Origin of the sequence: Pseudomonas sp. GGS8 (genome assembly GCF_024168645.1) — a bacterium.
Classification (GTDB): domain Bacteria; phylum Pseudomonadota; class Gammaproteobacteria; order Pseudomonadales; family Pseudomonadaceae; genus Aquipseudomonas.
The window spans coordinates 41187-63692 of the sequence record NZ_JALJWF010000001.1 but is presented as its reverse complement, the minus strand read 5'-3'; the positions used below and the strand labels follow the sequence as shown (position 1 = coordinate 63692).

Annotated in this window: 15 protein-coding genes; 10 read left to right on the top strand and 5 right to left on the bottom strand. The window is 59.1% G+C overall.

Annotation, left to right across the window (positions count from 1 at the left end; genetic code table 11):
- Position 1: 1 nt before the first annotated feature.
- Positions 2 to 1774: an N-acetylglutaminylglutamine amidotransferase gene (locus J3D54_RS00235; protein WP_253416215.1), complete on the bottom strand. Its 1773-nt coding sequence runs from the start codon at positions 1772 to 1774 to the stop codon at positions 2 to 4.
- A gap of 123 nt (positions 1775 to 1897) precedes the next feature.
- A complete protein-coding gene (gene mnmC / locus J3D54_RS00230) occupies positions 1898 to 3880 on the bottom strand; it encodes a bifunctional tRNA (5-methylaminomethyl-2-thiouridine)(34)-methyltransferase MnmD/FAD-dependent 5-carboxymethylaminomethyl-2-thiouridine(34) oxidoreductase MnmC (RefSeq protein WP_253416214.1) in 1983 nt (660 codons plus the stop codon).
- Between the two features lie 327 nt (positions 3881 to 4207).
- Between mnmC and pap the strand changes: the two genes are divergently transcribed.
- On the top strand, positions 4208 to 5731 hold the full coding sequence (gene pap / locus J3D54_RS00225) for a polyphosphate:AMP phosphotransferase (RefSeq protein ID WP_253416213.1): 1524 nt from the start codon (positions 4208 to 4210) through the stop codon (positions 5729 to 5731).
- A 105-nt stretch (positions 5732 to 5836) separates the two neighbouring features.
- A complete protein-coding gene (locus tag J3D54_RS00220; RefSeq protein ID WP_253416212.1) occupies positions 5837 to 7021 on the top strand; it encodes a thiolase family protein in 1185 nt (394 codons plus the stop codon).
- A 137-nt stretch (positions 7022 to 7158) separates the two neighbouring features.
- On the opposite strand, the gene J3D54_RS00215 is transcribed toward J3D54_RS00220, so the two are convergent.
- On the bottom strand, positions 7159 to 7353 hold the full coding sequence (locus tag J3D54_RS00215; RefSeq protein ID WP_253416211.1) for a DUF6316 family protein: 195 nt from the start codon (positions 7351 to 7353) through the stop codon (positions 7159 to 7161).
- A 201-nt stretch (positions 7354 to 7554) separates the two neighbouring features.
- Between J3D54_RS00215 and J3D54_RS00210 the strand changes: the two genes are divergently transcribed.
- Positions 7555 to 8514 (top strand): DMT family transporter, encoded by a 960-nt coding sequence (locus tag J3D54_RS00210; RefSeq protein WP_253416210.1) that lies wholly within the window; start codon positions 7555 to 7557, stop codon positions 8512 to 8514.
- Positions 8515 to 8637: 123 nt separating this feature from the next.
- Here the strand turns inward: J3D54_RS00210 and J3D54_RS00205 are convergent, their stop codons facing one another.
- Positions 8638 to 10032 carry a class II fumarate hydratase gene (locus tag J3D54_RS00205; RefSeq protein ID WP_253416209.1) on the bottom strand — a complete coding sequence of 465 codons (1395 nt, stop codon included), beginning with the start codon at positions 10030 to 10032 and terminating at the stop codon, positions 8638 to 8640.
- A 191-nt stretch (positions 10033 to 10223) separates the two neighbouring features.
- Here J3D54_RS00205 and J3D54_RS00200 point away from each other — a divergent pair, with 191 nt between their 5' ends.
- From J3D54_RS00200 to J3D54_RS00180, 5 genes are all read left to right on the top strand, one after another.
- Positions 10224 to 10748, top strand: coding sequence for a DUF2059 domain-containing protein (locus J3D54_RS00200; protein ID WP_223483719.1), 525 nt, complete (start codon positions 10224 to 10226; stop codon positions 10746 to 10748).
- 12 nt (positions 10749 to 10760) lie between these two features.
- Positions 10761 to 11060 (top strand): BolA family transcriptional regulator, encoded by a 300-nt coding sequence (locus J3D54_RS00195; protein ID WP_007939900.1) that lies wholly within the window; start codon positions 10761 to 10763, stop codon positions 11058 to 11060.
- 325 nt (positions 11061 to 11385) lie between these two features.
- A complete protein-coding gene (locus J3D54_RS00190; protein ID WP_253416208.1) occupies positions 11386 to 12327 on the top strand; it encodes a rhodanese-related sulfurtransferase in 942 nt (313 codons plus the stop codon).
- Positions 12328 to 12363: 36 nt separating this feature from the next.
- Positions 12364 to 12966: a DsbA family protein gene (locus J3D54_RS00185; RefSeq protein WP_253426438.1), complete on the top strand. Its 603-nt coding sequence runs from the start codon at positions 12364 to 12366 to the stop codon at positions 12964 to 12966.
- A complete protein-coding gene (locus tag J3D54_RS00180) occupies positions 12959 to 14776 on the top strand; it encodes an ABC transporter ATP-binding protein (RefSeq protein WP_253416207.1) in 1818 nt (605 codons plus the stop codon). The genes J3D54_RS00185 and J3D54_RS00180 overlap by 8 nt, the downstream gene beginning before the upstream one ends.
- Position 14777: 1 nt before the next feature.
- Here the strand turns inward: J3D54_RS00180 and J3D54_RS00175 are convergent, their stop codons facing one another.
- Positions 14778 to 18944 carry a deaminase domain-containing protein gene (locus J3D54_RS00175; RefSeq protein ID WP_253416206.1) on the bottom strand — a complete coding sequence of 1389 codons (4167 nt, stop codon included), beginning with the start codon at positions 18942 to 18944 and terminating at the stop codon, positions 14778 to 14780.
- Between the two features lie 218 nt (positions 18945 to 19162).
- On the opposite strand from J3D54_RS00175, the gene J3D54_RS00170 reads away from it, so the two are divergent.
- Together J3D54_RS00170 and J3D54_RS00165 are read left to right on the top strand one after the other, a co-directional pair.
- Complete coding sequence (locus J3D54_RS00170; protein ID WP_253416205.1) at positions 19163 to 21622, top strand: EAL domain-containing protein; 2460 nt, start codon at positions 19163 to 19165, stop codon at positions 21620 to 21622.
- A gap of 44 nt (positions 21623 to 21666) precedes the next feature.
- Positions 21667 to 22461 (top strand): iron-containing redox enzyme family protein, encoded by a 795-nt coding sequence (locus J3D54_RS00165; protein ID WP_253416204.1) that lies wholly within the window; start codon positions 21667 to 21669, stop codon positions 22459 to 22461.
- Positions 22462 to 22506 lie beyond the last annotated feature (45 nt).

Below are 22506 nucleotides of genomic sequence, written 5' to 3'. Positions count from 1 at the left end.
ATCAGATTCCTTGTTCACTGAGCCACAGGTTCAGGGCCGCCAATTGCCACAGCTTGGAGCCGCGCAACGGGGTCAGTTGACCTAGCGGATCGGTCAGCAGGCGGTCGAGCATGGCGGGGTTGAACAGGCCGCGATCCTGACTCGGATCGAGCAACAGTTCGCGCACCCAGTTCAGCGTGTCGCCTTGCAAATGCTTGAGGCCAGGCACCGGGAAGTAGCCTTTTTTGCGGTCGATCACCTCACTTGGAATGACCCGCCGCGCCGCTTCTTTCAACACTTGCTTGCCGCCATCCGGCAGCTTGAATTTGCCCGGCACCCGCGCCGACAATTCCACCAGGCGATAGTCGAGAAACGGCGTACGCGCTTCCAGGCCCCAGGCCATGGTCATGTTGTCGACCCGTTTGACCGGGTCGTCCACCAGCATCACGGTGCTGTCCAGACGCAGGGCTTTGTCCACCGCCGCGTCGGCACCGGGTTGGGCGAAATGCTCCTTCACGAAGTCGCCGGCCGCGTCGTTGGCCGTCAGCCATTTTGGCTGCACCGTCGCCGCGTAGTCGGCGTAGCTGCGGTCGAAAAACGCATCGCGATACGCCGCGTACGGGTCGCTTGCGCCATCCACCTGCGGATACCAGTGATAACCGGCGAACAACTCGTCCGCGCCCTGGCCGCTCTGCACCACTTTGCAATGCTTGGCCACTTCCCGGGACAGCAGGTAGAAGGCGATGCAGTCATGGCTGACCATCGGCTCGTTCATGGCACGGAACGCCGCGGGAAGTTGCTCGATGATTTCTTCTTCGTCGATGCGCAGTTGGTGATGCTGCGTGCCGTAGTGCTTGGCGATCAGGTCTGAATACTGAAATTCGTCACCGCGCTCGCCGCCGGCATCCTGGAAACCGATGGAAAAGGTCGACAAATCTTCGACCCCGACTTCGCGCAACAGCCCCACCAGCAGACTCGAATCGACGCCACCGGACAACAACACGCCGACGTCGACCGCCGCCCGTTGACGGATCGCCACCGCTTCACGGGTGCTGTCGAGTACGCGGTCGCGCCAGTCTTCGAGGGTCAGATTCAGCTCGTCCGCGTGTGGGCCGTAGGGCAGGGTCCACCAGGTTTTCTGCTCGGTGGTGCCGTCCGCTTCGATGCGCATCCAGCTCGCCGGGGGCAGCTTTTCGATGCCCGCCAGCAAGGTGCGCGGGGCCGGGACCACCGCATGGAAATTCAAGTAATGATTGAGCGCCACCGGATCAAGGATCGGGTTGATATCGCCGCCCTTGAGCAATGCCGGCAAAGCCGAGGCAAAGCGCAGGCGCTGGCCGGTGCGTGACAGGTACAGCGGCTTCACACCGAGACGGTCGCGGGCAATGAACAGGCGCTGGGCGTCACGCTCCCAAATGGCGAAGGCGAACATGCCATTGAGTTTGGGTAACAGCGCTTCCCTCCAGGCGTGATAGCCCTTGAGCAGCACTTCAGTGTCGCCACCGGAATAGAAGGCGTAACCGAGGCTTTCCAGCTCGGTGCGCAGTTCAGGGAAGTTATAGATCGCGCCGTTGAAGGCCAGGGACAGGCCCAGTTGGTGATCGATCATCGGCTGCGCCGAGCCGTCCGACAGGTCCATGATTTTCAGGCGCCGATGGCCCAGGGCAATCGGGCCTTGGCTGTGGAAACCCCACGCATCAGGGCCGCGAGGGGCCAGGTGATGGGTGATTCGTTCAATGGCTGCGAGGTCCGCAGGTTGATGGTCGAAACGTAACTCTCCAGCTAATCCGCACATAAGTCCTTACCGGTTTTTCCGTTGGGGAGGGTCAATCGATACCTCGCCAAAAACGGCGGGTACCCGGAAACTGACCCATGTGAATCCCTGGAGTTTTAGACCGATAAGTTATAAGTCTGCGTGTCAGACTTTTCCGCGGATCAACTGGCGCAAGGCAAAACGGTTGGGATGGCAGGCTTCGGCCACGGCTTTGGGCAAGGGCAATGGCTCGTTCTCAAGCCATGCCGCCAGCAGCTCGCCAGACAATGGGGCGGTGATCAAACCGCGAGAACCATGACCGCTGTTGACGTAAAACCCATCAAGCCACGGGCAGGGCGCATCGGGCACTTGCCGGGCATCTTTGCTCAGTGCGGCATAGGCGTTGGCGAAGGTGGCCTGGTCGGCCAGTGGTCCGACGATCGGCAGGTAATCCGGGCTGGTGCAACGGAATGCTGCGCGCCCTTCAAGCTGCTGCGGGTCCAGGTCTTGAACATGCAGACGGGTGACCAGATCGGTGGAGATTTCTTCGAGCAACGCCAGGTTGCCGAGGTGCTCGGCAACGGTCGGGGCCAGATCGTCACTCTTGAAATCGAAGCTGGCGCCAAGCGTGTGTTCGCCCAGACGTGCGGGCGCCACATAGCCTTCGGCGCAGACGACGGTCGTCAGGCTCTGGCTTTCAGGGGTTTGCGCCAGTCGGGTGATCTGGCCGCGAATGCGTTTGAGGGGCAGCTCGGCGCTCTGGGGAAAACGCTTGATCTCGGCGGCGCCGGCCAGAATCACCACGGGCGCGCTGGCCAGCAGTGCCTCGCCGTCCCAGGCCTGCCATTGATCGTCCACCTTGCGCAGTTCCAGCACCTCGCGATGGGGCAGCAATTGAATACTCGTTGAAGACGCTTGCCACTGGCACAACGCAGGCGGATGAACCCAGCCACCTTCAGGGAAGAACAGGCCGCCGTGCTCCAGTTCGATGCCGGCCCGGGCCTGGGCCTGCGGTTGATCCAACAGGTGCACCAGGTCTGGCGAAAACGCCGTGGCCAATTGCGCCTGACGTTCGGCTTCCTTGGCATTGAAGGCCAGTTGCAAGACCCCGCAATCGTCCCAGTCGACGCCGCGCTGCAACTGTTCAAGCAGACGCCGGGTGTAACCAAAACCGCTGACGATCAATTGCGACAACGCCGTGCCGTGGGCCGAAAGCTTGAGGTACAGCACGCCTTGAGGATTGCCCGAGGCTTCCTGCGCCAGTGCTTCATGGCGCTCCAGCAGGCTCACTTGCCAACCCCGCGCGGCGAGACTGGCGGCGCTGGCACAACCGGCCAGCCCGGCACCGATCACCAGGGCGCGGCGTTCGCTGGTCAGCGGGGTTGGGCGAGCGAACCACGGTTTAGTCGCGGCCGGTTTAGCGGTCTCTTCAGGCCAACCGAGGAAGGTGCCCCGCAGGATCTCCCATTTGTGGCCGATACCTGGCGTGCGCTTCATCTTGAAGCCCGCCGCGTTCAGCAGGCGGCGTACCCAGCCGGTGCTGGTGAAGGTGCTGATGGTCGAGCCGGGTGCCGCCAGACGGGCCAGTTCGGCAAACAGTTCGGCGGTCCACATGTCGGGGTTTTTCGCCGGGGCGAAACCGTCGAGAAACCAGGCGTCGATCTGCGCGTCCAGTTGCGGCAACTGCTCCAGCACATCGCCGATCAGCAAGGTCAGGGTGACGCGGCCGTTGCCTAACACCAGCCGTTGAAAGCCCTGATGGATCGCCACGTATTGCGCCAGCAGTTGATCGGCGAACGGCTTGAGTTCTGGCCATAACGCCAGGGCTCGTTGCAGGTCGGGGGCGCTCAGCGGGTACTTTTCGACACTGACAAAATGCAGCCGCGCACCGGCCACTGCGTGCTGTTCGAACAACTGCCAGGCACAGAGGAAATTCAGCCCGGTGCCGAAACCGGTTTCGCCAATCACCAGTCGCCCACCCGCCGACAATGCGGCGAAGCGGTCGCGCAAATCGTTTTGCTCCAGAAACACGTAGCGGGTTTCTTCAAGGCCCGACTGGTCGGAAAAATACACATCATCGAACACCCGCGAGCGCGGGCGACCTTGGTCATCCCAGTCAAGCTGGGCGTGGGGCAATACAGGTTTCATGGCAGGCTCGGCAACGGCAAGGTGGCCATTCTAGCCGATCGTCGCAATGGCGCTTGATCCATGGCAAGGCGCAAGAACGATGGGGCAACGAAAATTTGCTGTCGGATGGAGGGCTTTTGTGGCGAGGGGGCTTGCCCCCGTTGGGTTGCGAAGCGGCCCTAAACCCAGGCGACGCGGTTTGTCAGGTACATCGAGTTTGCTGATTTTACGACTGCTTCGCAGTCGAACGGGGGCAAGCCCCCTCGCCACAAAAGCTTCTCGGGGAATTTCTCTGATGACCGCCTGCCGAATCCGCTAGTCTTGCTCAATCCTGGAAGGAGCTGTTTTATGTTCGAGTCCGCCGAAATCGGTCATGCCATCGACAAAGAAACCTATGACGCCGAATTGCCGGCATTGCGTGAAGCCTTGCTTGAGGCGCAGTTCGAACTAAGGCAGCAACACCGTTTTCCAGTGATCATTTTGATCAACGGCATCGAAGGGGCCGGCAAGGGCGAGACGGTCAAATTGCTCAACGAGTGGATGGACCCGCGCCTGATCGAGGTTCGCACCTTCGACCAACAGACCGACGAAGAGCTGGCACGACCACCCGCCTGGCGCTACTGGCGGATGCTCCCGGCCAAGGGGCGCATGGGGATTTTCTTCGGTAACTGGTACAGCCAGATGCTGCAAGGGCGGGTGCATGGTTTGTTCAAGGATCCGCGACTCGATCAAGCCATCAACGGCGCCGAACGGCTGGAGAAGATGCTGTGCGACGAAGGCGCGCTGATCTTCAAGTTCTGGTTTCACCTCTCCAAAAAACAGATGAAAGCGCGGCTCAAGGCGCTGGCCGATGACCCGCTGCACAGCTGGCGCATCAGCCCGCTGGACTGGCAACAATCCGAGACCTACGACAAGTTCGTGAAGTACGGCGAACGGGTACTGCGCCGCACCAGCCGCGATTACGCGCCGTGGCACGTGATCGCCGGCCTGGATGCGCATTATCGCAGCCTGGCGGTCGGCAAGATTCTGCTCGAAGGCCTGCAGAGCGCGCTCAAGAGACCCAGGATTCACCCGCACAAAGTCAGCGCCGCGCCCCTGTCCCCCAGCGTCGATCGGGTCAACTTGCTCGACAGCCTCAATCTGACCCTACACCTGGACAAGGACGATTACGAAGAACAGCTGATTACCGAACAGGCACGGTTTTCCGGGCTGATGCGCGACAAACGCATGCGTCGCCACGCGCTGACCGCGGTGTTCGAAGGCAACGATGCGGCCGGCAAGGGTGGGGCGATCCGTCGCGTGGCCGCGGCGCTCGATCCACGCCAGTACAACATTGTGCCAATCGCCGCGCCCACCGAAGAAGAACGGGCGCAGCCGTATCTCTGGCGGTTCTGGCGGCATATTCCGGCGCGGGGCAAGTTCACCATGTTCGACCGTTCCTGGTATGGCCGGGTGCTGGTGGAGCGCATCGAGGGCTTTTGCAGCGAGGCGGACTGGTTACGTGCCTACAGCGAGATCAATGACTTCGAAGAGCAGCTCGACGATGCCGGGGTGATCGTGGTCAAGTTCTGGCTGACCATCGACAAACAGACTCAACTGGAGCGCTTCCAGGAGCGCGAAGCGATCCCCTTCAAGCACTTCAAGATTACTGAAGACGACTGGCGCAATCGCGACAAGTGGGACGATTACCGCGCCGCCGTCGGCGATATGGTCGACCGCACCAGCACTGAGGTATCACCCTGGACATTGGTAGAAGCCAACGACAAGCGCTGGGCACGGGTCAAGGTTTTGCGCACCCTCAATGAGGCGTTGGAAGAAGCGTTCGAAAAGTCCGACAAACGCGAGAAGAAACTGCAAAAGCGCAAGCGCTGAGCCAATGGTTGCGCATACGCCGGGTGAATGATTGTCGCGGTCAGTCATAGGGTGGACTTATGCTCGGTCCAACCCCTGACTGACAACAACAATGAGGTGCATGCCATGCGTGAAGTGGTGATCGTCGACAGCGTACGGACCGGCCTGGCCAAATCCTTTCGCGGCAAGTTCAACCAGACCCGTCCGGACGACATGGCGGCCCATTGTGTCAACGCGCTGCTCATGCGCAATGACGTCGATCCGGCCAGCGTCGAGGATTGCATCGTTGGCGCCGGTTCCAACGAAGGCGCTCAGGGCTACAACATCGGTCGCAACGTCGCGGTGCTGTCGCACCTGGGCATTGGCACGGGTGGCATGACCCTTAACCGCTTCTGTTCGTCGGGCTTGCAGGCTATCGCGATTGCCGCCAATCAGATTGCTTCGGGTTGCAGCGACATCATCGTCGCCGGCGGTGTCGAGTCGATCAGCCTGACCATGAAAAGCGTCAACACCGACAACCTGATCAACCCGCTGCTGAAAGCGCAGGTGCCGGGCCTCTATTTCCCCATGGGCCAGACCGCCGAGATCGTCGCGCGTCGTTACAGCGTCAGCCGCGAAGAGCAGGATCTGTACGCCCTGCAAAGCCAGCAACGTACGGCGATGGCGCAAGCCGCCGGGTTATTCAACGATGAAATCGTGCCGATGGCGGTGAAGTATCGCGTTGAAGACAAGGCCACCGGCCAGGTACAGATCCTCGACGGCATTGTCGATCACGACGACTGCAACCGCCCTGACACCACCTTGCAAAGCCTGGCCGGGTTGAAACCGGTGTTTGCCGAAGACGGCTCGGTGACCGCTGGCAACTCGTCGCAGCTGTCTGACGGTGCTTCGATGACGCTGGTGATGAGCCTGGAAAAAGCCCTGGCGCTGGGGCTCAAGCCCAAAGCCTTTTTTCGCGGTTTCACCGTAGCCGGGTGCCAGCCGGACGAGATGGGCATCGGCCCGGTGTTCTCGGTGCCGAAGTTGCTCAAGGCCAAGGGGTTGCAGATTGCCGACATTGATTTGTGGGAGCTCAACGAAGCGTTCGCCTCGCAATGCCTGTACAGCCGCGATCGGCTGGAGATCGATAACGACAAATACAATGTCAATGGCGGCTCGATTTCCATCGGCCACCCGTTCGGCATGACCGGTTCGCGTCAGGTCGGGCACATCGTGCGTGAGCTGCAACGGCGTAACCTGCGTTACGGCATCGTCACGATGTGCGTGGGCGGTGGGATGGGGGCTACGGGCTTGTTTGAGGCGGTGCGGTAAGTATCCTGGTTATGTAGCGACTGTCGCATTGCTATCGCGGGCAAGCCCGCTCCCACAGTCATTTTCGGCGATCACAAATACGGCGAACGCCACAAACCCTGTGGGAGCGGGCTTGCCCGCGATGCAGGCGATGCGATTTACGAGTTCATTCGCAAAGCCTGCATCCGCTCGATATAAGCCTGAATCTCCTTCTCGGCCGTCGCCGCACTATCGAACGGCCCCTCCAGGGTCTGTTCCCGGGTAGTGAAATACAATTCCCCATTGACACGGCACAACCGGTCGCAGCGAAAGTGCGTGGCGGGGGTGGTGTCCTGGGCGCGCATGCCGTACATGGGCGATCTCCTGCTGAGGGCGGTTTCAATGAGCTTATGCATGAACTACTTGCAACGCCTCGCTAGCTGATCGACGGCATATCGTCAATTTAATGGTGCGACCCGCACAGTTTCATTTGCGGCCCGTGGGCAACTGTCCCTGTGTCGCGCTCCGGTCTGAGCCTAGAATGAGCGTTCTTGCCAATGGGCTTCGGGGGCAGCATGCATATTTCATCGGGTCGCTGGGTGTACGGTTTATGCCTGGCCTTGCTGACCGCGTTGCTGTGGGGAATCCTGCCGATCAAGCTCAAGCAAGTGCTGCTGGTGATGGACCCGATAACGGTGACCTGGTTTCGCTTGATGGTGTCCGGCGGTTGCCTGTTCATTTATCTGGCGGCGACCAAGCGCTTGCCGAGTCGCAAGGTCCTCGGCCCGCGGGGTGGCTGGTTGGTGTTGATGGCGGTGCTTGGACTGGTCGGCAACTACGTGCTGTACCTGATGGGCCTGAATCTGCTCAGTCCCGGCACTGCGCAATTGGTGGTACAGATGGGGCCGATCATGTTGCTGATCGCCAGCCTGTTCGTGTTCAAGGAGCGTTTCAGTGTAGGGCAGGGGATTGGCCTGCTGGTGCTGCTGATCGGCTTTGCACTGTTCTTCAATCAGCGCTTGGGTGAGTTGCTCACCTCGCTGACCGATTACACCGCGGGCGTGCTGATGGTGCTGTTGGCATCCACGGTCTGGACCTTTTATGCCTTGGGCCAGAAGCAGTTGCTCACGGTGTGGAATTCGTTGCAGGTGATGATGGTGATTTACCTGTTCTGCGCGCTGTTGCTGACGCCATGGGTGCATCCGCTGCAAGTGCTGCAACTGAGCCCGCTGCAAGGCTGGCTGTTGCTGGCGTGTTGCTTGAACACCCTGATCGCTTATGGCGCTTTCGCCGAAGCCCTGGCCCATTGGGAAGCTTCGCGGGTGAGTGCGACGCTGGCGATCACGCCGCTGGTGACCTTTGCCGCAGTGGCGGTGGCAGCGTGGTTATGGCCGGAGTACGTGCATGCCGAGCAGATCAATGGTCTGGGTTATGGCGGGGCGGTGCTGGTGGTGCTCGGGTCGGCACTGGTGGCGTTGGGGCCATCGTTGATCGCCGGGCTCAGGGCCCGGCGGGTGCGGATGGCGGCCAGTTAGACCGCGTTATCGTTCATCGCGAGCAGGCTCGCTCACACATTTGACGGCATTCCTCTGAAAGGAACTCGGTCACCTGTGGGAGCGAGCCTGCTCGCGATGGCGGATTAAAAGGCTATGTAGAACTCAGCCCTTGGCACCCGCCTCCAGCATATTCTCCGGCCTCACCCAGGCATCGAACTGTTCATTCGTCAGATACCCCAGCTGCAACGCTGCCTCGCGCAGGGTCAGCCCCTCGCTGTAAGCCTTCTTGGCAATTTCCGCCGATTTGTCGTAACCGATGTGCGGGTTCAGCGCCGTCACCAACATCAAGCCTCGTTCCAGATGCTCGGCCATTTTCTCGGCATCCGGTTCCAGGCCGGCGATGCAATGCTGCTGGAAGTTGCTGCAGCCGTCGCCCAGCAAGCGGATCGATTGCAGCAGGTTGTGGATGATCACCGGTTTGAACACGTTCAATTGCAGGTGCCCCTGACTGGCGGCAAAACCGATGGCGACGTCGTTGCCCAACACCTGACAGGCCAGCATCGACAGCGCTTCGCACTGGGTCGGGTTGACCTTGCCGGGCATGATCGAGCTGCCCGGCTCGTTGGCCGGCAGTTTTACCTCGGCAAACCCGGCTCGCGGTCCGGAGCCCAGCAGGCGTAGGTCGTTGGCGATCTTCATCAGGGTCACGGCGAGGGTTTTCAGGGCACCGGACAGCGTGGTCAGTGGCTCATGACCGGCCAGTGCGGCGAATTTGTTCGGCGCGGTGACGAACGGCAGACCGGAGAGGGCGGCCAGTTCGGCGGCGATCGCTTCGCCAAAGCCGTGGGGCGAGTTCAACCCGGTGCCGACCGCGGTACCGCCCTGAGCCAGCTCACAGACCGCCGGCAGCGCGCTACGGATCGCCCGCTCGGCGTAATCCAGTTGCGCGATGAACGCCGAGAGTTCCTGACCGAAGGTAATCGGCGTGGCGTCCATCATGTGGGTACGACCGGTCTTGACCAGTTTCATGTGCCGCGCGGACAACTCCGCCAACCCGCCGGACAACTCACTGATCGCCGGCAGCAATTGCTGTTGCACTGCCTGAACCGTCGCGATGTGCATGGCCGTGGGGAAGCAGTCGTTGGAACTCTGGGAGCGGTTGACGTGATCGTTGGGATGCACCGGAGTCTTGCCGCCACGTGGGTTGCCGGCCAGTTCGTTGGCGCGACCGGCGATCACTTCGTTGACGTTCATGTTGCTCTGGGTGCCGCTGCCGGTCTGCCAGACCACCAGCGGGAACTGGTCGTCATGGTGGCCGTCGAGCACTTCGTCGGCCGCTTGTTCGATCAGGCGGGCGATGTCGGCGGGCAGGTCACCATTGCGATCATTGACGCGCGCCGCGGCTTTCTTGATCAGGGCCAGGGCGTGTAATACGGCCAGCGGCATGCGTTCGTTACCGATGGCAAAATTAATCAGCGAGCGTTGCGTCTGAGCGCCCCAGTAAGCGTCATCCGGGACTTCCACCTGGCCCAAGCTGTCGGTTTCGATACGGCTCATCATGCACACTCCTGTAGGTCTGATAGCGCAGTTTAGGCTGTGATCGCCGGTCGTGGTTCCATCAGTCTGGAATTTGACCGTTCAACCCCTCTAAATCAGGAGCGACAAGGCTTGGGGTTGAGCGACACACTTTTTTAGGTGCAGAATGGTCGCCCTTGAGGTTTACCTCGCCTGCTAGAAAAGGAAACTCGATGACTCGTCTTCGTGCCATCTGTACCGCGGTTGCACTGGTTTGCGCCAGCGGCCAGGTTTTTGCCGATACCGCCAGCCACAACGCCAGTGCCGAAGCTTTCCTGACCCTGGCGCACGCTGACAAACTGGGCACTCCGGTGTACATGCAAGTGCAGCAAATGTTCGCTCAGCGTTTTGAACAGACCAAGGCCCCTGAATCGAAAAAGGCCCTGCTGGAAACCTACCAGGCCAAGGCCAACGCCGCTCTGGACGCAGCCATTGGCTGGAACAAGCTGAAGCCAGACATGGTCAAGCTCTACACCACCAACTTCAGCGAATCCGAGCTCAAGGATCTGGTAGCGTTCTACCAGTCGCCACTGGGCAAGAAAGTCCTGGAAAAAATGCCGCAGCTGACTCAGCAATCGGCCCAGATGACTCAAGCCAAGCTGGAAAGCGCAGTGCCTGTGGTCAACAAACTGCTGGCTGACATGACGGCCGAGCTGACGCCGAAAGATGCGGCCGCTCCAGCCAAGAAAAAGCCTTAAGCGGGGTTCGGGATGACCATGCAACAACGCATCGAATCGACGCTGGGGCTGCTACAGCCCGAGCACCTGCAAGTGCTGGATGAAAGCCACATGCACAGCCGTGGGTTGCAGACCCACTTCAAGGCAGTGGTGGTCAGCCGGCAGTTCGAAGGGCTCAATCGCGTCAAGCGTCACCAAAAGGTGTACGGCACTTTGGGCGAACTGATGGGTGAGTTCCATGCGTTGGCGCTGCATACCTACACGCCGGAAGAATGGGCACAGATCGACGCAGCTCCGGCCTCGCCGACCTGTGCTGGCGGCAGCAAGCATTAATGTGAAGGGCTGAAGGGCTGAAGGGCTGTTGTGGCGAGGGAGCTTGCTGTGGCGAGGGGGCTTGCCCCCGTTCGGCTGCGAAGCAGTCGTAAAGCCGGCAAGCTCGGTTTACCTGACACACCTCGGTGGTATTGGTATTTTCAGGGCCGCTTCGCGCCCCAACGGGGGCAAGCCCCCTCGCCACGATGGTTTGTACCAGACCTTACAGATCACAGTCCTAAAGCCATACGGTTTTTGCTAGAATCCGCAACGCGCCGCTCACCCGGCGCGTTTTTTTTCGCATCCGGTTCACCCCTTACGAGGGTAGCCACCTGGAGAATTACCCATGACACAACAGATTGTCGTGGCGGCACTGTATAAGTTCGTCACCCTGGAAAATTACGTCGACCTGCGTGAGCCATTGCTGCAAGCAATGATCGACAACGGCATCAAAGGCACTCTGCTGATCGCCGAAGAAGGCATCAACGGCACCGTGTCCGGCAGCCGCGAAGGCATCGACGGGCTGATGGCCTGGCTCAAGAACGACCCGCGCATGGACGACATCGACCACAAAGAGTCGTACTGCGACGATCAGCCGTTCTACCGCACCAAAGTCAAACTCAAGAAAGAAATCGTCACCCTGGGCGTTGAAGGCGTGGACCCGAACAAAAAGGTCGGCACCTATGTGGATCCGCAGAACTGGAACGCGCTGATCAGCGATCCGCAAGTGCTGTTGATCGATACCCGCAACGACTACGAAGTCTCGATCGGCACCTTCGAAGGCGCCATCGACCCGAAGACCACCAGTTTTCGCGAATTCCCCGACTACATCAAAGCCAACTTCGACCCGGCCGTGCACAAGAAAGTCGCGATGTTCTGCACCGGCGGCATTCGCTGCGAGAAGGCGTCGAGCTACATGCTCAGTCAGGGTTTCGACGAGGTCTATCACCTCAAGGGCGGCATCCTGAAGTACCTCGAAGAGGTGCCGCAGGAAGAAACCAAATGGCAGGGCGACTGCTTCGTGTTCGATAACCGCGTGACCGTTCGTCACGATCTCAGCGAAGGCGACTACGATCAATGTCATGCCTGTCGTACGCCCGTCAGCGTTGAAGACCGCGCATCCGAGCATTATGTGGCTGGCATCAGTTGCCCGCATTGCTGGGATAAGCTGAGCGAGAAAACCCGTCGCAGTGCCATCGACCGGCAGAAGCAGATCGAACTGGCCAAGGCGCGCAACATGCCGCACCCGATCGGTTACAACTACAAGCAATCCGCTTCCGAGGCTTGAACCATGTCTGCACGCCTGCTCTATGTGATGGATCCGATGTGTTCCTGGTGCTGGGGCTTCGCTCCGGTGGCCAAAGCGCTGGTTGAGCAGGCGCAGGCGGCGGGTGTGGAGTTGCATCTGGTGGTGGGTGGTTTGCGCACCGGCAGTGGCGCGGCGCTGGAGCCGACCACCCGGCGCTACATCCTTGAGCACTGGCAGGCGGTCAGCGAGGCCACCGGCCAGCCGTTCAAGTTTGAAGGTGCGTTGCCCGACGGGTTTGTCTACGACACCGAGCCTGCCTGTCGGGCACTGGTGACCGCGCGCAGCCTGGCGCCGGATTGCGCCTGGACATTGCTCGGGCTGATCCAGCAGGCGTTCTACACCGAAGGTCGCGATGTCACCCGAGCCAGCGTGTTGGTGGAGCTGGCGGAGCAGGCCGGTTTGCCGCGCATCGAGTTCGCCGCCGCCTTCGATCGTGCCGATCAGCACGCAGCGACCGCTGCCGATTTCACGTGGGTCCAGGACCTGGGCATTGCCGGTTTCCCGACCTTGCTGGCAGAGCGTGATGGTCAATTGGCGCTGCTGACCAACGGTTATCAGCCCCTGAGCGAGTTGTCACCGTTGCTCGGCCGCTGGCTGGAGCGCGCTGCCTGTGCATGATCTGCCCGATGATGCAGCGGCTCCCAAACGTGTCGATCGGCTGAGCTGGGCGGAAATCCGTCGCCTGGCCCTGCACCATAAAAAGTCCCTGTGGATCGCCAACGGTGTAGCGGTATTGGCAACGCTGTGCAGCGTGCCGATCCCGTTGCTGCTGCCGTTGCTGGTGGACGAAGTGCTGCTGGGCCATGGCGATGCTGCGCTGAAAATCATGAACCATGCGCTGCCCGACGTCTGGCAGAAAGCGGCGGGTTACATTGGTCTGATGCTGCTGGTGACCCTGGCGTTGCGCTGTGCTGCGTTGTTGTTCAACGTGGTGCAGGCGAAATTGTTTGCGGCGCTGGCCAAGGACATCGTGTATCGGATTCGGGTGCGGTTGATCGACCGGCTCAAGCGCATCTCGCTGGGCGAATACGAAAGCCTGGGCAGCGGCACGGTGACCACGCACCTGGTCACCGACCTGGACACGCTGGACAAATTCGTCGGCGAAACCCTCAGTCGTTTCCTTGTGGCCATGCTGACCCTGGTGGGCACCGCATCGATCCTGATGTGGATGCACTGGAAACTCGCATTGCTGATTCTGCTGTTCAACCCGCTGGTGATCTACGCCACGGTGCAGCTGGGCAAGCGGGTCAAACATCTGAAGAAACTCGAGAACGACAGCACCTCACGCTTCACCCAGGCCTTGACCGAAACTCTGGACGCCATCCAGGAAGTGCGTGCCGGTAACCGGCAGGGCTTTTTCCTCGGACGGCTGGGCCAACGTGCGCGTGAGGTGCGCGACTACGCAGTGAGTTCACAGTGGAAAACCGATGCATCGAACCGTGCCAGCGGTTTGCTGTTCCAGTTCGGCATCGATATTTTTCGCGCCGCGGCCATGCTCACCGTGCTGTTTTCCGACCTGTCCATCGGCCAGATGCTGGCGGTGTTCAGCTACCTGTGGTTCATGATCGGTCCGGTGGAACAACTGCTTAATTTGCAGTACGCCTTTTATGCTGCCGGTGGTGCGCTGTCGCGGATCAACGAGTTGCTGGCCCGTGCCGACGAACCGCAATACACCGGCACTGTCGATCCGTTTCAGGGGCGCGACACGGTGGGCATCGAAGTGCAGGGGTTGAGTTTCGGCTACGGCGACGAGTTGGTGCTGAACCAGATGAACCTGTCGATTGCCCCCGGCGAAAAAGTCGCGATTGTCGGCGCCAGTGGCGGCGGCAAAAGTACCCTGGTGCAATTGCTGCTGGGTTTGTACACGCCGCTGGCCGGTACCATCCGTTTCGGTGGTTCGACTCAGCAAGAGATTGGCCTGGAAACCGTGCGCGAAAATGTCGCCGTGGTCCTGCAACATCCGGCACTGTTCAACGACACCGTGCGGGCCAACCTGACCATGGGCCGCGAACGTAGCGACGAAGCCTGCTGGCAGGCATTGGAGATCGCTCAACTGCATCACACGGTGCGTGAAATGCCCAATGGTCTGGACAGTATTGTCGGACGTTCCGGCGTGCGTTTATCTGGCGGCCAGCGTCAACGCCTGGCGATTGCCCGAATGGTGCTGGCCGAGCCCAAAGTGGTGATCCTCGACGAGGCCACGTCCGCACTGGACGCCGCCACCGAATATAACCTGCACCAAGCACTGGCGCGCTTCTTGAGCCACCGCACCACGTTGATCATTGCGCACCGGTTGTCGGCCGTGAAGCAGGCCGACCGGGTGCTGGTGTTCGATGGCGGGCAGGTGGCCGAGGATGGCGACCACCAACAGCTGATTGCAGAGGGTGGTTTGTACGCCAAGCTTTATGGGCATTTGCAGCGGTTGTAGGTCAACCCCACAGAACTTTCAAAGCATCCGCCGCACCGTCATAGCCGAACTCTTTGATGACGACAGAACAGCTGTTGCATGGCGGCATGGTCGTTACCACATCGACCGACGTGATCATCTTGTTGTCCGGGTACTTTTCCCGGAGCACGCTGACCAGCTTCGCCTCGCTGTCCAAAGAGGTCGGTCGACTGGTCATTGCCGGCTTATAGGTATCGACGTCCTTTATCGTATGCGGAATAGCCAATAACTTTCCTTCGGCCGTGACGTTCAACGACGTTCTGGCAAATGTGCGGCCGAGGTCAATGTTGAAGTAGGTGGTTCCGTTGATGATGACTCCATTTGGGGCGAACGGAGGTTTGAACAGCGGCAGTTCTCCGGTAAGTCCTTGCGCACCTGAAACGCTGACATAAACCTCGCGTTTTCCGGCCGACGTTACGACGTCGGCGTAAGCGATGTTTCTGGCGTTCTGTGATTTAAGATTGGGGGGAAGCAGCTTCTGGAGCTTGTCCATCGTCTTATTGATTTTCAAGTCACTGTTCATCCCGACAGTGATGGTTTTCTCCACGAATAGCGTATCGAATATTTCCGCGGTTCTTTTGCGCAAGGACTCAGAAGCGGATCGGCTGCGAGACCAGGACGTCGCCCCTGTCGGAAAATTGCTGACAATCATTCGTGTGAAATGGTCGAACAGAACCGCTTCACCCGGACTGGTATCGACCTTGAGCAGTTTGAGCCTACCGGGCGGGTTCGCGTAGCCGCCAATCGGAATGGCTATTTCATCCATTGTTTTCAACGCACGTTCCACTGCTTCTATGCCGTGAATCCTTGCCATGTTATTGGCATTGAGCGATCCCGTATAAACCGTCTTCAATTCCGCTGCCAGGTCGGCGGGCAAGGTTTGCGCCTTGCGCAATGTCAGGGGGGCGGAGAAGCTTTGCCCCGGAAGGCACTCGGTGACGTAAAAATCTCCGGCGTCCAGTCGGGTGAACACATAGCGCTTCGAATCGTCTATCGCCGGGATGATGATGGCACCGGCCTCGAAGGTATCAAATTGATTTTGGGTCCCGTAAGGGATACTCACCTTGATCCTCCCATACATCCCTTTTTGGAACTCCATCGTAGCCGGGAGCCGGCTTTTTTCCTTCAGGGTTTTAAGCAACATCGCCTGATCCGCAGTGGCCGGCGTATAGATACTGTCTCCGAACCACGGCGCCCAGCCTTTGCTTTCGTCGAAGCTACCGATGAGCGGCGTCGGTGCCGGATCACGGGTGACGAATGTGGTCGTGCATACATCGGCACCCGGGCTACGTCGTACCCGGCAAGGCAAGGATCTGAACATCGCCTGATCATCAATCAAGTCGGCACGGCGCAGTTGGTTGCCGTCCAGACGATAGGGAATGTCATCAACGAACAACGTGGTTCGACCATCGATCTCAAGTACTTCACGGACATGGGCGTTTTCCGGGAGTTCTACCAGGACGTGGGATTCGGCAGGTAAGGTTTTGAAGGTTGACCGGCCCTGTATGAGGTTTTTGCCGTGATTGTGCAGGCGGGGGCCATAGGGCAAGGACGTCACCGGGTCGACGGGGTGGAATCGGGTCAGGTCCGATGAGCTGGTATTGCGCACAAGTACATCATCGACACCGTTGACCGTTGCCAGTCGATCATTGTTTGCCAGCGGCTTCCAGCGCCCCGGATCGGTTGTCTGGGGCAGGTTGTGCACCAGTCGGTAGCGGTCGTCGTGTCCTGTCAGTTTCTTGAAACCGCTAATACCAATGTGTCCCGCCGTGTGCAGTCCTTTCCACGCACCGCTTCCCAATGACTTGAGTAGTGTCGGTATCCCGTCCAGCGGATTGAGGTTGCTCAGCGAAGCGGTCAGGAGTTTTCGGGTCAACGTTGAAAAGGAAGGCAGACTTGCTTTGACGGTCATTCGCGAGGCTGTGGCCCCGGCCCTGACCAACCGCACCGAACCCGACATGAATTTCCCGACAGGGGTGAGGAATGAAGCCAGGTCCAGCACGAGTCCGGCCACGCCTAGGAGTACCTGGTCAATTTTGCCGGACAAAATGTCCTCAATACTGCCCCAGAAGGGCACAAACCCTTTGGCCAGCCCTACGAATGTGTTCCGCCGTTGTTCACTTCTGGCCCTGATGGTGTCGAATGCCGTCATGCCGCGGGCTTGGGTATGCAACTGCTGTTCATCGACGTACAGGAAATTCGTTGCAATGAAGTGGGCCACTTCATTCAAACGGACAGATGCCTGCGCTGTTCCTTCGCTAACGTCTGTGCCCGGCGATACAACCGCGGGCACGTCACCGACCACGCCGAGGATCGCTATGCAGTACGCGCTGTCAGCAGGCTGTGTGCCATCCAGGTGAGCGGCCCAATCGAGAAGCAGGGTAGTGCTGATTTCAGCCGTATATGTTTGTCCGGGGATCGAAGCGTGTAACGGAAACGTGGTGCGAACCCCGTTGACTGTTGAAACTCTCAGGTGGGGTCGGCAACGAATGACGCCAGCACTCGGGATCAGTTCGTAATAAGTAATTTCATGATGGTGGGTCACCTGTAGAACGAAACCTTTTCTTGGCCGGATGTCTCCCGTTGCCTTGATGAGTTTTTCTTCCAGGTGCAGGCTCAGCAAGCGGACGTCGCCCCATTCAAGGGCCTGGCGGTCGGTCAGTGGCAGTGAGGTCAGCAGACTGGTGATCAGGGTCTGATAAGCCGTCCTGATTTTCGAGAGGTAGCTTGTAAAGTCGGTTTCAAACTGCTTGTTGATATCAGGCAGCGTCTTGCCTCCGTATCTGGCAATCACACGCCTTTCGATCCCCTTATGATCCTTGCGAAAGAATTCCTCATGACGCAAGGTTCGCTTGTCGTCGATCTTGATCCAGTGACTGGTTCGTGTTTTCCCGTCGGACCGGGTTACAAACCATTTTCTCTTGTCATCGAATTGGCCGTCGGCATAGACATCGAGGAATGCATGGCCTGGCAGCTTCAATGAGGGCGTGTCTCTGAACCCCAAGCCGCTCGGTGGCTCATCTCTCAGCAACTTGCGCCCGTCCGATTCGAACATTGCATCGCCAAACAGATCATTCTTTACCCGTTTGGCCATCTTCAGTCTTTCAGGGGGTAGCAAATCCAGTGTCATAACGGCGTTGTTCAGGCTCTCGCTGTGGCTTTCCAGAGCCGCCATCGCCCGCTTCATATCGTCCTCGTCGTAATCGTATTCCGGTCGCGATTGAACGATACCGCTGCAGATCGCCCATTCCAGTGCTGGTCCCATCCTCAGTCGCGCAATCTGCTCAAGTTGTCCGGACGAGGCGTCGGCGCTCCGGGTCAGGGGCAAGTCGACGAGTTGTTGAAAGGACAGCGCTTGCAATCGATCAAGGCCGAGTTCATCTGCCAGCAGCACGCCGTGCATGAAGTTCACCCACACCACCGAACTCTTGTAAGGAAGATCGGAGGGTATATCGCGCACAGCGAAGTCCTTTGAGAGACGGGTCTCGAACACCCGCGCGAGAACGGTCGCCTCTTTTGCATCGGTGACCCGTTTGGTGCGCAGCAAGTGCTGTTCAAAATCGCTGCGCAGGGTCTGGTAGCTTTTGCCCCAATGAGCCGTGTCTTGCCAGCGGAATCCGGCGATTACCTGCGGCTCATCCGCTGACGGGGCCTGCAAGTAAAGGCCTATGGCTTTGCAAACCAGTTGATGACGGATGGACGCCGAAGTTTGTTCGCCAGGGCCTGCGCCATACCACTTGAGCGTCCTGAGCAAGCTGTCGCCTAGCTCTTTTGCTTCGACCGTGTTCAGCATTCGCTGGAGGAATACAGAGGGTGTCGCACGCAGTTGATCCATGGAGGCGGAAGCCAGCACAGAGGCGCCGAGATGACCGATTAACGAACGCTTGCCGTTCAGGAAAGCTTTCACGGTGTCGGTGATTTGAGCATTGATGCGTTTTGCCGTGTAAGTGTCGATGGTCATGTGTTGCGCGCGGTCGGGGGCCGCGCGCTGAATCGCCTTGAACCCTCTTCGATCCTGGGCAGTGGGGCGCAGGCCCAGGTCTTCGATATCCGGGCCGTCGTCGAGTCCCAGAGCCTGTCTGGCGCGAAACTCTTCTTCCGCCGGGGACAGGTCGGGCTGATCAGGAGAAGGTAAAGATGTTTCTGTCATGTCGCACTCCTTTGGAGGGCTTCCCGCAACGGATAGCGGGAGCCAGAAGTGCTCAGTAAACAGATCTCGAAATCCGTATTGGCGGTATTTATATATGTGGGTCGGACGTGGACGGCATTGAAGCCGATCCTCTGCTTGCCGGAACCGGGAACGCACCCTAGTCTAGCTGTAGCGATCACGTTGGATAATGATCCGGCAGTGCTAAAACAAGGGACTTCATGAATCAAGCGCGGACTCTCGGAACGCCACGGCTGTTGGGCATCGTCTGGCCATTTATCGCCGTCGTGTTGTTTCAGGCACTGTTGGGCGGCGTCAGTCTTTACGTTCTTTCAGCGGTTCGTGGATACGTCGGCGGTGAAAGCCTGTGGTCCAAGGGCCAGAAAGACGCCATCTATTACCTCAATCTCTACGCCGACAGTCGCGAGGAGACGATTTTTCTCAAATACCAGAAGGCGATTGCCGTGCCTCAGGGCGGCCATGAGTTGCGTATGGCGCTGGATCATCAGCCACCGAATATCGAGGCCGCGCGGCTCGCGATTCTCAAGGGCGGCAATCACCCGGACGACGTCCCGAGCCTGATTTGGCTGTACCTCAATTTCCGGCACTTCAGTTACCTTGAAAAAGCCATCGAACTCTGGACTGTCGGTGACGCGTACCTGGTGCGGCTAGATGATGTCGCGCGGGAAATGCATCAGGGTATCGTTGATAGCCAGGCCACCGACGCCGACATCAAGCGCTGGAAGGCGCAGATTTTGGCCATCAACGATGGCGTGACACCCCCTGCCAAAGCGTTCAGCGATGCCTTGGGCGAGGGCTCGCGGATGATTCTCCGGCTGCTGCTGGCGACGAACCTCGCCACCGCACTGGGCCTGATCGTGCTGGCCTTGCTGCGTACCCACAAGCTGCTCGAGCAGCGCCATGCCTTCGCCGATGCCTTGCAGTTGGAGAAAGACCGGGCGCAGATCACTCTGCAATCGATTGGCGACGGGGTGATCACCACCGACGTCGAGGGCGCGATTGCCTACATGAACCCGGCCGCCGAGGCCTTGACTCACTGGAAGGCCGAACAGGCGACGGGGTTGCCATTGGCGGCGCTGTTCAATCTGCTGGACGAGAACGCTCAGGCCGACGGTTTTACCCTGATCGAGCACATTTTGAGTGGCCAGCTCAGCGGCGGCAGCGAACATTCCAAACTGATCCAGCGACTGGATGGCAGCACGGTTTCGGTCACCCTGGTCGGTGCGCCGATCCGCAACGCAGGCAAGGTCAGTGGCACCGTGCTGGTGCTGCATGACATGACTCAGGAGCGGCAGTACATCGCCAATCTGTCCTGGCAGGCGACCCATGATGCCTTGACCGGGCTGGCCAACCGCCGCGAATTCGAATATCGCCTGGAGCAGGCCCTGCATGGCCTGATGCGACAAGCGGGGCGTCACGCCTTGATGTTCCTCGATCTGGATCAATTCAAACTGGTCAACGACACCTGCGGTCATGCTGCCGGTGATGAGTTGTTGCGGCATATTTGTGCGTTGCTGCAGTCAGGTTTGCGCGAAGGCGACACCCTGGCCCGACTGGGTGGCGACGAGTTCGGCATTCTGTTGGAAAACTGTGCACCGGAAGCGGCTGAGAAAATCGCCGACGTCCTGCGCCAGACCGTGCAGAACCTGCATTTTGTCTGGAAAGGTCGGCCATTCGTGACCACGGTGAGCATTGGCCTGGTGCACGTTACTCAGAGTCCGGCCACCCTGGAGGCCTCGCTGCGCGCCGCTGATATGGCCTGTTACATGGCCAAGGAAAAAGGCCGCAACCGGGTTCAGGTCTATCACGCCGATGATTCGGAACTGTCCCTGCGTTTTGGCGAGATGGCTTGGGTGCAGCGCCTGCACATGGCGTTGGAGGAAGACCGCTTTTGCCTGTACGCCCAGGAAATCGCGCCTCTGGGCCCTGGCGAGCGGGACGGCGGACATATCGAAATCCTGCTGCGCCTGCATGACGAAGCCGGGCGCATGATCCTGCCAGACAGTTTCATTCCGGCCGCCGAGCGTTATGGTTTGATGACGTCGCTTGACCGCTGGGTGGTGGAGAACGTTTTCAAGGTCATTGCCCAGGCCATCGCCCAAGAGGGCGAAGGGCCGTTGGCCATGTGTGCGATAAATCTGTCAGGTATTACTATCGGAGATGAGGCGTTTCTGGACTTCCTTCATGAACAATTTGTTGCATATTCAATTCCACCTGAAATGATTTGTTTTGAAATTACAGAAACCAGCGCGATTTCCAATTTGCCTAGCGCGATAAGATTTATTAATGAACTCAAAGGCTTAGGTTGCCGCTTCTCATTAGATGACTTCTGCGCCGGTATGTCCTCGTTCGCTTACTTGAAACATTTACCTGTAGACTTCCTGAAGATCGACGGGAGTTTCGTAAAGGATATGCTGGACGACCCGATTAACCGCGCCATGGTCGAAGTGATCAATCACATCGGGCATGTCATGGGTAAGCGTACGATTGCCGAGTTTGTTGAAACACCTCAGATCGAGCAGGCATTGCTGGAGATCGGGGTGGATTACGCTCAAGGGTATGTGATTGAACGCCCGCATCTGTTTACCTGCGACAGTTTACAAAGTCGTCCTGCCAGGCCCTGGCCGTTGTTATTCAAGGCGCCCGGCACGTTCCGTTGAAATCTCTTGTTGATCTTGAAATCACAATCAAAAGGAGCGCGACAGTGATCGACACATTCAACAGAACCGGACCCCTCATGGAAGCTGCAAGTTACCCCGCCTGGGCTCAGCAATTGATTCAGGATTGTAGTGAGAGCAAGCGCCGGGTTGTCGAACACGAACTGTATCAGCGTATGCGCGATAACAAGCTCAGCGCAAAAACCATGCGTCAGTACCTCATTGGTGGCTGGCCGGTGGTCGAACAGTTCGCCTTATACATGGCACAGAACCTGGCCAAGACCCGTTTTGCACGACACCCTGGCGAAGACATGGCGCGTCGCTGGCTGATGCGCAATATTCGCGTCGAACTGAACCATGCCGATTACTGGTTGCACTGGAGCCGGGCTCACGGTGTCAGCCTGGAAGATCTGCAGGCACAACAGGTTGCCCCTGAACTTCATGCCTTGAGCCACTGGTGCTGGCACACCAGTTCGTCGGATTCGCTGATCGTGGCCATCGCCGCCACCAACTACGCCATCGAGGGGGCAACCGGGGAGTGGTCGGCACTGGTCTGTTCCAGTGGCGTCTACGCGGCATCGTTCCCCGAGGATGATCGCAAGCGGGCCATGAAGTGGTTGAAGATGCATGCCCAGTACGACGATGCCCATCCTTGGGAAGCGCTGGAAATCATCTGCACCCTGGCGGGGCTGAACCCGAGCAGATCCCTGCAGATGGAATTGCGCCAGGCGGTCTGCAAAAGTTACGACTACATGTACCTGTTCCTGGAACGTTGCATGCAGTTGGAACTGGCAGGAAAAGCCCCGGTAGTCCGTGAGCGGATGGCGTTGGCCGAAAGCTGATCTGAAGGCTACGTAAAACAATTGTGGGAGCGAGCCTGCTCGCGA

Bases quoted from the DNA above. Each gene is read 5' to 3' on its own strand.
- J3D54_RS00175 (WP_253416206.1), bottom strand. From the start codon at position 18,944: ATGACAGAAACATCTTTACCTTCTCCTGATCAGCCCGACCTGTCCCCG.
- J3D54_RS00170 (WP_253416205.1), top strand. From the start codon at position 19,163: ATGAATCAAGCGCGGACTCTCGGAACGCCACGGCTGTTGGGCATCGTC.
- J3D54_RS00185 (WP_253426438.1), top strand. From the start codon at position 12,364: ATGTGTTCCTGGTGCTGGGGCTTCGCTCCGGTGGCCAAAGCGCTGGTT.
- J3D54_RS00190 (WP_253416208.1), top strand. From the start codon at position 11,386: ATGACACAACAGATTGTCGTGGCGGCACTGTATAAGTTCGTCACCCTG.
- mnmC (WP_253416214.1), bottom strand. From the start codon at position 3,880: ATGAAACCTGTATTGCCCCACGCCCAGCTTGACTGGGATGACCAAGGT.
- J3D54_RS00195 (WP_007939900.1), top strand. From the start codon at position 10,761: ATGACCATGCAACAACGCATCGAATCGACGCTGGGGCTGCTACAGCCC.
- pap (WP_253416213.1), top strand. From the start codon at position 4,208: ATGTTCGAGTCCGCCGAAATCGGTCATGCCATCGACAAAGAAACCTAT.
- J3D54_RS00210 (WP_253416210.1), top strand. From the start codon at position 7,555: ATGCATATTTCATCGGGTCGCTGGGTGTACGGTTTATGCCTGGCCTTG.
- J3D54_RS00215 (WP_253416211.1), bottom strand. From the start codon at position 7,353: ATGTACGGCATGCGCGCCCAGGACACCACCCCCGCCACGCACTTTCGC.
- J3D54_RS00205 (WP_253416209.1), bottom strand. From the start codon at position 10,032: ATGAGCCGTATCGAAACCGACAGCTTGGGCCAGGTGGAAGTCCCGGAT.
- J3D54_RS00220 (WP_253416212.1), top strand. From the start codon at position 5,837: ATGCGTGAAGTGGTGATCGTCGACAGCGTACGGACCGGCCTGGCCAAA.
- J3D54_RS00200 (WP_223483719.1), top strand. From the start codon at position 10,224: ATGACTCGTCTTCGTGCCATCTGTACCGCGGTTGCACTGGTTTGCGCC.
- J3D54_RS00235 (WP_253416215.1), bottom strand. From the start codon at position 1,774: ATGTGCGGATTAGCTGGAGAGTTACGTTTCGACCATCAACCTGCGGAC.